General features: G+C 47.4%; 11 protein-coding genes. 6 read left to right on the top strand and 5 right to left on the bottom strand.

The window, feature by feature from the left end:
- The first annotated feature begins 62 nt into the window (after nt 1-62).
- From AQULUS_RS12925 to AQULUS_RS12940, 4 genes are all read left to right on the top strand, one after another.
- Nucleotides 63-632: a biotin transporter BioY gene (locus tag AQULUS_RS12925; RefSeq protein ID WP_148340765.1), complete on the top strand. Its 570-nt coding sequence runs from the start codon at nt 63-65 to the stop codon at nt 630-632.
- Nucleotides 633-1,064, top strand: coding sequence for a DUF1284 domain-containing protein (locus tag AQULUS_RS12930; RefSeq protein ID WP_148340767.1), 432 nt, complete (start codon nt 633-635; stop codon nt 1,062-1,064).
- Nucleotides 1,065-1,141: 77 nt separating this feature from the next.
- Nucleotides 1,142-2,566: an aldehyde dehydrogenase gene (locus tag AQULUS_RS12935; protein ID WP_148340768.1), complete on the top strand. Its 1,425-nt coding sequence runs from the start codon at nt 1,142-1,144 to the stop codon at nt 2,564-2,566.
- Nucleotides 2,567-2,642: 76 nt separating this feature from the next.
- The gene (locus tag AQULUS_RS12940; RefSeq protein WP_148340770.1) at nt 2,643-4,025 is read left to right on the top strand and encodes an amino acid permease; all 1,383 of its coding nucleotides are present in this window, start codon (nt 2,643-2,645) and stop codon (nt 4,023-4,025) included.
- 20 nt (nt 4,026-4,045) lie between these two features.
- On the opposite strand, the gene AQULUS_RS12945 is transcribed toward AQULUS_RS12940, so the two are convergent.
- The 4 genes from AQULUS_RS12945 to AQULUS_RS12960 all read right to left on the bottom strand — a co-directional run bounded on the left by AQULUS_RS12945 (nt 4,046) and on the right by AQULUS_RS12960 (nt 8,711).
- The gene (locus AQULUS_RS12945) at nt 4,046-4,951 is read right to left on the bottom strand and encodes a hydroxymethylglutaryl-CoA lyase (RefSeq protein ID WP_148340772.1); all 906 of its coding nucleotides are present in this window, start codon (nt 4,949-4,951) and stop codon (nt 4,046-4,048) included.
- Between the two features lie 199 nt (nt 4,952-5,150).
- Nucleotides 5,151-5,930 (bottom strand): enoyl-CoA hydratase-related protein, encoded by a 780-nt coding sequence (locus AQULUS_RS12950; RefSeq protein WP_148340774.1) that lies wholly within the window; start codon nt 5,928-5,930, stop codon nt 5,151-5,153.
- Nucleotides 5,931-5,932: 2 nt separating this feature from the next.
- Nucleotides 5,933-7,540, bottom strand: a complete 1,608-nt coding sequence (locus AQULUS_RS12955) for a carboxyl transferase domain-containing protein (RefSeq protein ID WP_408608956.1) — start codon at nt 7,538-7,540, stop codon at nt 5,933-5,935.
- A 13-nt stretch (nt 7,541-7,553) separates the two neighbouring features.
- Nucleotides 7,554-8,711: an isovaleryl-CoA dehydrogenase gene (locus tag AQULUS_RS12960; protein ID WP_148340776.1), complete on the bottom strand. Its 1,158-nt coding sequence runs from the start codon at nt 8,709-8,711 to the stop codon at nt 7,554-7,556.
- 249 nt (nt 8,712-8,960) lie between these two features.
- Here AQULUS_RS12960 and AQULUS_RS12965 point away from each other — a divergent pair, with 249 nt between their 5' ends.
- Both AQULUS_RS12965 and AQULUS_RS12970 read left to right on the top strand, forming a co-directional pair.
- Nucleotides 8,961-9,839, top strand: coding sequence for a hypothetical protein (locus tag AQULUS_RS12965; protein WP_148340778.1), 879 nt, complete (start codon nt 8,961-8,963; stop codon nt 9,837-9,839).
- Between the two features lie 86 nt (nt 9,840-9,925).
- Nucleotides 9,926-11,119 carry a class I SAM-dependent rRNA methyltransferase gene (locus AQULUS_RS12970; protein ID WP_148340781.1) on the top strand — a complete coding sequence of 398 codons (1,194 nt, stop codon included), beginning with the start codon at nt 9,926-9,928 and terminating at the stop codon, nt 11,117-11,119.
- Between the two features lie 263 nt (nt 11,120-11,382).
- Here AQULUS_RS12970 and AQULUS_RS12975 read toward each other — a convergent pair whose 3' ends face one another.
- Nucleotides 11,383-12,780, bottom strand: coding sequence for a replication initiation protein (locus AQULUS_RS12975; RefSeq protein ID WP_172622891.1), 1,398 nt, complete (start codon nt 12,778-12,780; stop codon nt 11,383-11,385).
- Nucleotides 12,781-12,989: the final 209 nt, after the last annotated feature.

The raw sequence follows: 12,989 nt of genomic DNA on the forward strand, positions 1-12,989 counted from the left end.
ACTTTTCATTCCTTAATTATTATCATGTCCCCCCATGATATGTCCTATAGACAGGGGGAAAAATGACTTATTCACTCAGCTTGAACACTCCGATGCAGAGCATTTTTTGCTCAAAGCAGGGCGGCCTTGCAAAGCAAGTCTTGCTTGTAATCACTGGTGTCCTGGTTCTTGCGTTCTCCTCGCAATTAAGCATTCCGCTCATGCCCGTACCACTGACTTTTCAAAGCACCACTGTCGTGCTAATTGGCATGGCGTATGGTCCAAGAAATGGCAGCTATGTCATTATGGCTTATTTGCTGGCGGGTATCTGCGGAATCCCGGTCTTCGCTGATTTTTCGGCAGGCATCTCCAAACTGTATGGGCCTACCATGGGATATCTTATTGGTTTTCTCCCCGCTGCGTTTTTAAGTGGTTATCTGGCGCAAAAAGGCTTCGCAAAAAATATCTACACCAGTTTTGTCGCGGCTTGTTTAGGTGTAAGCGTGATTTTTTTCCTAGGTGTGACGATATTGGCACAGTATGCAGGATTGCGCGCTGCGATTGAATTTGGTCTGGTTCCCTTCTTGTTATCCGAACCCATTAAGCTCATAGCCGTGGCATGTGTGATTCCAAAGTTATGGAAAAGGCAATAAATGTCTCTCCGTTTTCGTCCGCATCATTTTCTTTGCGCGTTATGCTTTCAAGGCAGGGGTTATTCTCCTGCCTTTGTCGCGAATTTCCAGAACATCATGCAAACATTGAATTCAAACCAGGGTGAAAACGCCTCCATCGAAGTGATAGACCACACGGATTCCATTTGCAATCCTTGTCCTAACCGCACTCATAAGACTTGCACTTCTGAAGAAAAGATTCAAACCCTTGACCAGTCTCATACCGCGGCTCTCGACTTTCAACCAGGAGACGTCATCACCTGGGAACACGCTAAAAAACGTATCGCGGAACGGTTAACCCTGGAAACGTTTCACCGTATTTGTTCTCCTTGCAGATGGAAAGACTTGGGCATATGTGAAAATGTCTTGACTCGATTTTTATTGCCCGCTTCAGGAAGCGAGCGGCACAAATAACCTCGATTCCCAAACTGCCAGTTCCGTCATCCTGCTCAAGCCTGACAAATTCGTGCATAGACTGTTATTCATGAGATATGATAACGACGAAGGATAGCGTGCGGAGACTGAAAAGCATGACGGATCACAATTTCAATATGCTCCTGGAATCACAGCGAAATTACTTCGCCAGCGGCGTTACACTGCCAGCGTCATTTCGTATCGGGCAATTAAAAAAGTTGAAATCACTCATTGAAAAAAATGAGTCCGATATCACTCATGCCATGAAGATGGATTTGAATCGCTCAAGAACTGAATCTGTCATATCAGAGATTCTCCTGGTGACCGAGGAGATTGATTTCATCATTAAAAACCTTCATCGGTGGATCCGCCCCAAACGCGTGCACTCGATATTTCCACTTTGCTGGCCGGGCCGATCAGTTGTTCGCTATGAACCCTATGGGTCCGTATTGATTCTTGGCCCCTGGAATTATCCGTTCATGCTAATCATGTCGCCGCTGATAGGAGCGATCTGTGCCGGTAATTGCGCTATTGTCAAGCCTTCCGAAATCGCCGTGCATACTCAGGAAGTAATCTGCCGCCTGATCAGCGAAAATTTTCCCTCTGACTACATCGCGGCCGTGAAGGGTGACCATCTGGTAGCTCAGAAGCTTCTGGAAGAAAAGTTCGATTATGTGTTTTTTACGGGCGGGACACAGGTTGCAAAAATCATTATGCAAGCCGCAGCCGCTCATTTGACGCCCGTGACATTGGAGCTGGGCGGCAAGAGCCCTTGCATCGTTGATGAAACGGCAAATATTGACTTTGCCGCCCGTCGTATTACACGATCAAAATTCCTGAATGCCGGACAAGTATGTCTTGCGCCTGATTTTTTGATGGTACACCAGTCACGCAAGGATGAACTGATCGGAAAGCTTATCTCTACAATCAGGAGGTTTTATGGTGACGATCCATTACAAAGCCAAGACTATTGTCGGATAATCAATCAGAAACATTTCGACCGGATTTCAGCTTTGATGCGCGCGGGACGAATCATTTTTGGCGGAAGCACCCGGCGCAGCGACTTATACATCTCTCCCACTTTAATGGATCAAATCTCATGGGATGCGCCGGTCATGCAGGAGGAAATTTTTGGCCCGCTCCTGCCCATCATCACCTTTCAAAACACTCAGGAAGTCATTCAAGCCATTAAAGCACAGCCCAAACCACTGGCCCTTTATTTATTCACAAACAATCCCGAAACTGAGCATGAAATTTTAACTCGTCTTTCTTTTGGCGGAGGCTGTATCAATGACTGTGTCATGCATATTACCAATTATCATCTCCCTTTCGGCGGAGTCGGTCCAAGCGGCTTGGGGTTTTATCACGGCCAATATTCTTTTAAAACATTCTCGCACTCCAAAAGCATTTTCAAAAAAACGCTGCCTATTGATGTTGGTCTTGAATACCCTCCCTATAGTGACCACAAATTAAAGTGGCTGCGGCGGCTTATCAAGCTATAGCAAATCCTACTGAGACAAATCTATGACAACCTCAACTTGATGGTGTAATATTGTTCTATTATCGTCAGGAAGAGACATGATGTCTAACAACCTGTTACGTAAAAAGCCTATAGGACACATCCATCAAGGTTCTTCATTGTATCGGTCATTAAGTGCATTTGACCTCACCCTGATGGGAATAGGCGCCATCATCGGAGCTGGTGTATTCGTATTGACCGGAATAGCCGCAGCCACCAAAGCTGGCCCCGCCATCGTCGTATCATATATGATTGCTGGTTTCGCTTCTCTCCTTGCTGCGCTCGCCTATGCAGAACTGGCAGCCAGTATAGGCGGTACGGGAAGCGCATATAGTTATGCTTATGCCGGTTTTGGAGAAATCATAGCCTGGTTTATCGGCTGGAATCTGTTACTGGAATATGTCATGAGCGTGGGAACGGTTGCCATCGGATGGGCGGGCTATGTTAACAATTTATTTCAAGCCATACATATCAATTTACCCGAATCCCTGACCACGAATCCCTTTGAAGGCGGGATCATTAATCTCCTAGCAGTACTTGTCATTGTCGCAATCACTCTGCTGACCTGTCTTGGCGTTAAGCACAGCGCACGCTTTAATGCTGCCATTGTATTTATAAAACTCATCACGATAGGGGTATTCATAGCTGTCGCATCTGTAAACATTGATCTCGATAACTGGACCCCCTTTTCACCTTTCGGGTGGGAAGGCATTATGGAAGGAGCGGCCTTGGTCTTTTTTGCCTATATTGGCTTCGATGCCCTGTCAACGGCGGTAGAAGAAGCCATTGAACCGCAGAAATCCATTCCCATTGGCATTATTACCTCACTGATTGTCTGCACACTCATTTACATTATTGTCTCAGCATTATTGACCGGCATGGTTCCCTACACCACTCTGAACGTGGAATCGCCGGTCGCGGAAGCCATGCTCAGGCTTGGTTATCATGCCATTGGCGGATTTATTGCTGCCGGCGCAATTGCAGGCCTTACCACAGTCATGCTGGTCATGTTTTATGGATTGACCCGAATCTGTCTCGCCATGACACGTGACGGCCTTCTGCCCACACGTTTATCGGTTATCAACACCCAGACACATACACCTATTACGATTATTCTGATAACCGGGTTGACCACCGCATTCATTGCGGGCATCGCGCCTATCAATCGGGCTGCCGAGCTTGTCAACATTGGCACGCTCGCCGCTTTCACCTTTGTTTGCGGCGGAGTGATGGTGCTTAGATACACCCATCCTGACATACCGCGTCCGTTTAGATTGCCTCTTAATCCCGGAATTCCCATCCTGGGCATGATGTTTTGCATTTATTTGATGGTGAATTTACCTGCCGTCACCTGGTGGAGGTTTATTATCTGGACGATCATTGGCCTGATCATTTATTTTGTTTATGGCATGCGAAACAGCCTTTTGCGAGATGCTGCATAACACGGATTTTGAAATGAGTGCTAGGCGATTGCCTCGCCAAGCGCCAAGTTGACCTTGGACTGTGGAATGCGGCCCAGTTGTTTTGATATAAACCTTCCAGCCACAATCAGCTGTTTTAAATCTACGCCTGTTTCAATACCCATACCATTTAACATATGAACAACATCTTCCGTCGCGACATTGCCTGAGGCTCCCTTTGCATAAGGACAACCCCCAAGCCCGGCGACTGAACTATCAATGATGCCGATACCGAATTCCAATGCGGAATAGATATTAACCAATGCCTGGCCATAGGTGTCATGAAAATGAACCGCGAGATATTTTAATGGTACGTGACGGCTGACCACTTCCAGCAGACGCTTGATTTTAGGGGGCGTGCCTACCCCAATCGTATCACCCAGGGAAATTTCATAACATCCCATGCGCAATAGTATCTCTCCAATTTCACCCACTTTTTCCGGAGCGATTTTACCCTCATAAGGGCAGCCTAACACGCAGGAAAGATAGCCCCGTACACGGATGCGCTTCTTTTTCGCCATTTCCACCACTTCAGCAATACGGTGCAAGCTTTCCGTAACAGAACAATTGGCGTTTTTCTGAGAAAAAGCTTCGGAAGGCGTGGTAAATACCGCAATGTCCTTGACGCCCACTGCGATGGCTGCTTCTAGTCCCTTCATGTTGGGAACCAGGACAGGGTAAACAACTTTAGGATTTTTTTGAATCCCCTGATATACATCACTGCCGTCGGCAAGTTGTGGAATCCATTTTGGAGAAACAAAACTGGTTGTTTCGATTACAGGAAGACCTGTTTGTGATAACAGATTGATAAATTCTATCTTGACTGGCGCCGGGAGAATCTGAGATTCATTTTGTAATCCATCACGCGGACTCACTTCAACAATTTTGATATGGTGCGGAAAAGTCATTTCTTACCCCGAGAGCTTCCTATCCATTGTGTAGCTGCCTGATTCTACAGTATACATGATACTGATCCCGTATCCTATTCAAAACAGAATCCTCAGTAAACAATCTTGAGCTTTGAACAATTCTGCCGGCACGCACTCTTAAAGCCGTATTAGCCGCAACCACCCTGTCACGTACTGGAAATCACCTTCCCGCCACACGCTATTGCCATTTGGGCGGTCTCTTTTCAAGAAAAGCATGCAGTCCTTCCTGTGCCTCTGCAGTCGTGCGTAATTCTGCAAGGTGTTCCGCGGTTTTTTGCGCAAGATCTTCAGAGATTGTCTGTTTGGAAACACGGCGTATAAGCTGTTTTGCAGACCGTAACGCCTGAGGACTGTTCATAAGCAGGGTTTGGGCAAGACTCATGCCCGTACTCATCAATGCGTCAGCTTCACTTAACTGATGTATCAGTCCCACTCGAAAAGCCTCTTCTGCACCAAACCGTTCGCCGGTCAAAAAATAATAATGCGCGGCACGCTCACCTATGGCTGCAATCACATAGGGGCTAATCATGGAGGGCGTCAATCCAATTCTTACTTCCGGCAGGCCAAAACTTGCGCTACGGGAAGCAACAGCAATATCCGCCGCCGCCAGCAGCCCCATTCCTCCGCCCAGGGTCATGCCATGCGCCAAAACCAGACTGGGCTTGGGGAAAGTATAAAGGTGGTACAGCAAATCAGCCAACGACTGGGCATCATCATAATTCTCATCATCGGAACCCAAGGCGATTTTCTGCATCCAAGCTATGTCTCCGCCCGCGCAAAAGTGCTCTCCTTCACCATGAAGTAATAGTAAACGCGAATCATCATTGGCGAACTTCTTGAGAGCGCGAAGTAATTCAACAATCATCGGGCCATGCATGGCGTTACGCTTGTCCGGTCTGTTCAGTGTAATAATCCCGATGCCGTCCGACCGGGAAACCTTGATGAATTCAGTTGTCATGATTACATCCTAAATAATCCATATGTCGTCGGTAAAACAGGCGCGTTCAAGGCGATAGACAAGCTCATTCCCACAGTCCTGCGGGTATCTACAGGGTCAATGATACCATCATCCCATAAATGAGCACTGGAATAATAGGCAGACGATTGCTTGTTATACTGCTCCAGTAACGGCGCCTTCAAGGCTTTTTCTTCTTCCTCGGTCCAGGATTCTCCATGCCGCTTTTTCTTTTCCCTCGTCACTTGTGCAAGCACACTGGCAGCCTGTTCACCGCCCATGACGGATATACGCGCGTTAGGCCACATCCACAAAAAACGCGGTTCATAGGCACGACCACACATGGCATAGTTTCCTGCGCCATAACTCCCGCCAATGATCACCGTCACTTTTGGCACTTTCGCGCATGCCACGGCGGTTACCAGCTTTGCCCCATTTTTCGCTATTCCTTCCGACTCCACCTTGCTGCCCACCATAAACCCCGTGATATTTTGCATAAACAACAGAGGTATCCCTCTTTGCGCACATAACTCGATAAAATGCGTGCCTTTCAAAGCAGATTCGGAAAACAGGATCCCGTTATTGGCAACAATACCGACCGGAATACCCCAGATGTGTGCAAATCCACACACCAGCGTTTTCCCATACAATGCCTTGAATTCATCGAATTCCGAACTATCGACAATACGGGTAATGATTTCGCGGACGTCAAAGGGGTAGCGAGAATCTGCCGGAATGATTCCGTATAACTCCTGAGGGTCATAAAGAGGCGCATGAGATTCCTGCATGACAACCGAACCTTTCTTCTGATAATTCAGGTTGGCAATAATGCGCCGTGTCATGGCAAGCGCATGTTCATCGTTTTGCGCGTAATGATCCGCCACACCAGAAGTCCGGCAATGCACATCCGCACCACCCAGTGCTTCCGCCGTCACCACTTCTCCCGTCGCCGCCTTGACCAGCGGCGGACCAGCCAAAAATATGGTGGCCTGCTCTCGCACCATGATGGATTCATCCGCCATGGCAGGAATATAAGCGCCTCCTGCCGTGCAAGAGCCCATCACTACAGCAATCTGAGGTATGGCTTGCGCAGACATGGTGGCTTGGTTATAAAAAATCCGGCCAAAGTGATTTTCATCCGGAAAAACCTCATCCTGCTTGGGCAGATACGCGCCTCCGGAATCGACGAGATAAATACAGGGCAAGCGGTTTTGCTCGGCTATTTTTTGCGCTCGCAAATGCTTTTTGACTGTAATGGGATAATAAGTTCCCCCTTTGACCGTCGCATCATTCACCACCAGCATACAGTCAACACCCATGATGCGGCCGACGCCGGTAATGATGCCGCCCGCCGGGATATCATCCTCATAAAGACCATGACCCGCCAACGGAGACAATTCAAGAAAATCCGAACCGGGATCCAGCAATAATTCGATGCGGTCCCGCGGCAGCAATTTCCCATGCTGGCGGTGCCGATCCCGGGCTTTTTGACCTCCACCCTCATGGATCTTTTTGATTATTTTCTTCAAATCAGCTGTCAGAGCACGCATGACGCTTGCATTCTGAATAAACGTTTTATCGTCTTGATTGATTTGTGTTTGAAATCCAGGCACGGTTGATCCTCACTTATTTAGTCTCATCAAATAATTCCCGCCCAATCAGCATGCGGCGTATTTCAGAAGTCCCAGCGCCAATTTCATATAATTTTGCATCACGCCACAACCGGCCGGTGGGATAATCATTGATATAACCATTTCCACCCAAGCATTGTATAGCTTCGCCGGCCATCCAGGTGGCTCTCTCGGCCGTATAGAGAATCACTGAGGCAGCGTCCTTGCGAGTCACATCGCCGCGGTCACAAGCCTTGGCAACCGCATAAAGATACGATTCCGACGTCATAAGCGCGGTATACATATCGGCAAGCTTGGCTTGCATCATTTCAAACTCTCCAATGGATTTGCCAAACTGCTTGCGTTGATGAACATACGGCATCACGATATCCATACAGGCGTGCATGATGCCTACCGGCCCTGCTGCAAGCACCACCCGTTCATAATTCAATCCTCGCATTAACACTTTCGCACCATGGTTTTCTTTCCCCAGAAGATTCTCGGCCGGTACTGCGCAATTCTCAAATACCAATTCACAGGTATTAGAACCACGCATGCCAAGCTTGTCCAGCTTTTGAGCGGTATGAAACCCTGCAAAACCTTTCTCGATCAGAAAAGTGCTGATTCCGCGCGAGCCGCCATGAGGATTCGTGCGCGCATACACTACCAGTACATCCGCGTCAGGGCCGTTGGTAATCCACATTTTGGTGCCGTTTAGCACAAAATGATCCCCTTTACGTTCAGCGCGCAGCTGCATGCCCATGACATCCGAACCTGCCTGAGTTTCACTCATTGCAAGTGCGCCCACGTATTCGCCGCTGCATAATCTGGGAAGATATCGCATTTTTTGCTCATGTGTCCCGTTGAGACGGATCTGGTTCACACACAAGTTGGAATGCGCGCCATAACTTAAACCGATCGCAGCAGACGCGCGGCTGATTTCAGCCATGGCGACCGCATGCTCAAGATACCCTAAACCGGATCCGCCATATTCTTCTTCAACAGTAATGCCCAGCAATCCCAACTGCCCCAATTTAGGCCATAGTTCGACTGGAAAATGGTTGCTGCTATCAATTTCTGCGGCCCGGATCGCAATTTCACGCTCGGCAAATTCACTGACTGCTTCGCGCAGCATATCTACCGTTTCGCCTAGCGCAAAATTCAAAAACGTCATGTTCCTCTCCTGCGTGGTCTGTAGTCATGGTTTCGTCAAATTGTACCTAAAACGCATTCGCTTGAAATAAATTTTTCGCTATTAAATTAATTAACGCCAGTCTCATAAAAATCCCGACACAATCATTACCTATCAGCGGCAACTCACGCCTTATAGCACAATCTTAAGAATTTCTTAAGCAAATTGAATTAGTATTGATTTTTGTCATCCTGGAAATGCGTACTTCATTCTTTAATAAGGAGTCTTCCCATGCCCCTTCCGAATCCCCGGGTTTTCACGGCTTTTTTAAATGAATACCTACAATTTCGCCGCACTCATACATGGAGTTCAGTGCAGGGAATTCTCGAATCTCTCTACCGGGATAATGAGGTCAGCAAATCGGGGACTTGTTTAGTCGTCAACCGGATGTTTTATGCTGACTCTGATGATCTTCATTCCAAGCTGGCAGATAAATTGCAAGCAGTAGAAGGCTGGGTCAAATTGTTAACTGATTTGACTAAATACGGCACAGAACAATCCATGCTTTCCGCCACTATTCATGCGATTCGGACTTACGCGATCGCAAAGTTACAGGAATCCGACCTGGCCCATGACTTTAATGCCTATATTGATGCATTGCGGCATGAAGCCAATGAACAGGAAGCTGGAATCCTCAGATTGATGGCTGAAAAAAAATCAAAGGAAGAAGTCGATGCGCTCATCCAGGTATATCATTTCAACCTGATCAAATTGTCTCAACTGGGTGATACCATTTCCACCTGCAAGGCCATGCGCGCAGGATTGTTCCCCAATCTGTTGTGCCCTGATTTACACCGCGACGCCAAGCTTCCAAAGAGCAAAACTCTGAATGAGAATATTCCCTTCTATTTTCAGCCTAATTACTTTCTTTTTCATTATGAGTTTTACTATCGCTCGCAGGATCATCTGCAAATCAGCTTTGAAGAATTCGAAAGACGCTGTGAAGGAGGGACAAACCAGATTTTACAAGCAGAGCCGCAGAAATCCTCCACACCCGGCATGTTGTCTGGCATCGGCAGCATATTTCGCTTCCCGTCTTTCATAGGAGGAAATTCCAATCCTGCCTCCTCGACGCTTCCTGGTGCCGAAGTCCCAAAGTACGGCCAATGAAACTCGCGCGGCCTTAGAATCCATTTGACGAACCGGTCCCGCGGCGTTACTCTCTTCGACCCGATAACAACGCCGCGTTTGCTGCTATGCCACTGCCCTCTGTCCGTTTAAAAAAAGGTGAAGACCGCCGTATTCGCTCAGGGCATCCCTGGGTATATAGTAATGAAATTGATACCCGCGCCACGCCGATGAAAAGCTTGAATCCAGGCCAGGAAGTATTTGTTCAAGGACACGATCAGACTCCTCTGGGCGTGGCTTATGCCAACCCTCACTCGCTGATCGCGGCCCGTCTTTTCTCTCGCAATCCGGAAGACCGGCTGGACCAGGGCTTGATCACCCGTCGTATCCTGGCTGCGCTCGCACTGCGCGAACACCTGTTTTCCTGTTCCAGTTACCGCCTGGTGTTCAGCGAAGCGGATCAATTGCCAGGAGTGGTGATAGACCGGTTCGGTAATGACTTTGTCATGCAGATCAATACCGCCGGAATGGAGCTCAAAACCAATGCCATTGTCGGCGCCCTGCGAGAATGTTTTCCTGATCTGACATCCCTGCTTTTGCGAAATGACAGCCCGATTCGCGTACAGGAAGGCCTGGAAATTGATGTCAGACCGGCTTTCGGGCGTCCTCCTGATGTCATCACGCTGGAAGAAAACGGCATCACATTTACTGCGCCATTATTGAAGGGACAAAAAACCGGCTGGTTTTATGATCACCGTCTGAACCGCGCGCGCTTGAGAGCTTACGCTAGGCATCGCACCGTGCTGGACGTGTTCAGCTATGTTGGCGGCTGGGGCGTGCAAGCTGCCGTTTATGGAGCCAATCATGTGGATTGTATCGAAGTGTCTGAGCTTGCCGCCGGCTTTATAGCGCAAAACGCGAAACTCAATCAGGTTGAAAATCAGGTTTCCGTAATTTGCGACGATGCATTCACCGCCCTGAAAAGATTGCACCAGCAAGGAAAACAATATCAAGTCATTGTGCTCGATCCGCCTGCTTTTATCAAAAAGGCGAAGGATCGCAAGGAAGGATTGCTCGCATATCAACGGCTGAATGAACTGGCTCTCAAGCTGCTGCCGGCTGACGGCATTCTTTTTTCCTGTTCTTGTTCCATGCACCTCAGCATGGAAGACCTGATAGGCATCCTGCAGCGCTGTGCCTACCGGACACAAAGCACAATCCAGATCCTTGAGCGCGGTCACCAGGGACCGGATCATCCTGTGCATCTTTGCATTCCTGAAACAGATTACCTCAAGGCTGTCGTTGTCAGAAAGCAGGGGTGAGCTTGCCGCATGACCTCAAAAAGCGGATCTCATAAAATAAAAAACCAGGAGATCTAGCCAGATCCCCTGGTTTTTGCCTGCTATTGTTACTTTTTCTTTTTCGCTCCGCCTTTTTTCTTTTTCGCTACCATGATGTTTCTCCCTGTAGGTTGAAAGAACTATAGATGAACGATTCAATTATAGCTCATTTGTCGATATTGTGAATAAGGACTATTACTAACAAACTCGCCTCCGGATTCCTAATATCCCCGATATCAGGATCATTACTCATTTGATCGCAACAATGGATGGTCAGGATCGAAGGATTTCAGTTTTTGCCAGGCTTCTATTTTGATTTCATCCTGAAGAGAAACAAATTCATCCAAAGTCGGCACATTGAGAAAATCCATCTCGCGCACGGCGAATTGCCGCAACAATGCCTTGATTTGCGGAGACTCCCATACATTTTCGCGTGTATACTTGCTCCGCTGCAATTTCAGAATGGTCTTGATCACAGGTTCCGCGGCACGTTGAAAATCCGCCATGAATTGTTGGCGGTCTTCAGTAGAAAGTGACTCAATGGCTTCATGAATCAGATTTTCCCTATGGTGATGATAGTCTTCACGGATTGATTCAATTTGCCGTTTCACCTCTGCGAATTCCAATTCCATTCTTGCACCCTCAAGATCGATGACAGGCAAAGAGGCGGATTTCGCGGGCTGATAATTGTTTTTGACTGCGCTGAGGAGATACCCGGCAAGGTTTTGCACCTTGCCGTCCTGAAACGGCTTGGAATTTTCGATGACAGTCATTTTGTCCTGAATGTACTGGCCGTCATATTGAGAAAAGATCTGTTCTATCTGTTCATTGGACAACCCATAAAGGCTGGTTAATCTGGTCCTTATTTCTTCATGGCCAGAATCCGTCTGCAAACTGGCGGCCTGTTTGTTTCCCCCAAGACGGGTTTTTTTCGCGCGTTCTTTTAGTTTAAAGCGGACCTTGACTACCTTTCGCCCTTCACGCACATATTCTGATTCTATGACCAGATCAGAATATGTGTTAACCTCTTCAACCGCCTTGTCCAACACCCGTCGTTTAAAATCGCGAAACACCTCATACTTTCCGGCAGGAACACCCATAAGCTTCTTAAACAAATCCATATCAAACCATTTGGTAGTGGGAAGCCCCCGATAACGTATGCAGTTCTCATATAACGCCAGTCCATAGCTGGATCGGAACCGGGACTGTATGACCAAGTCAATTTTTCCGAACATGGAAGGTGAATGCAGCAATTGCTTCATACGGGGAGAATATGCGTAATAACAAAGCGGGCCTTCCAGACTGACGCTCGCGATAATGGAACTTGCTGTCCAGTTTTCAGAACCGGTTTCATCATTAATCAAATTCCATTCAATCACGGTTGAAATCAATCCCTTGAACGCCTCTTTAATCGCGGCGTGATTGTGTCCCTGATAGCCTATTAAACGGCAAAGCTGGTTCACAGTGATCTCGTGCTCATCTTTAAGCATGAGTTCTTTGTAGGCATGATATAGCAAGGCATTCGTGATCTTGCGCTGTAACAAGCTTAGTGTATTCGAGCAATGGATAGTCGCCGCATGTTTTTTCAGCTCCTTCTTGATTTCTTTTTTTTCCTGTCCCACATCCGTCACATGTTGTCCCATATTCGTCACATCCCTTCCCATGAACGTCACACTTCATCCCATATCCGTCACATCGTTTCCCATAAATGTCACATTTCTCGTGTTAAAAAACATTGTTATCAATATGTTATCGGTACGTAAACAAAAACTAAACTAAAGATAAACAAACACACAACAAGATAATGCAAATTCATACGTGTTTTTTTATTTATGTTAAAACATAACAAATG

The sequence above is a fragment of the Aquicella siphonis genome, from assembly GCF_902459485.1.
Lineage (GTDB): Bacteria > Pseudomonadota > Gammaproteobacteria > DSM-16500 > DSM-16500 > Aquicella > Aquicella siphonis.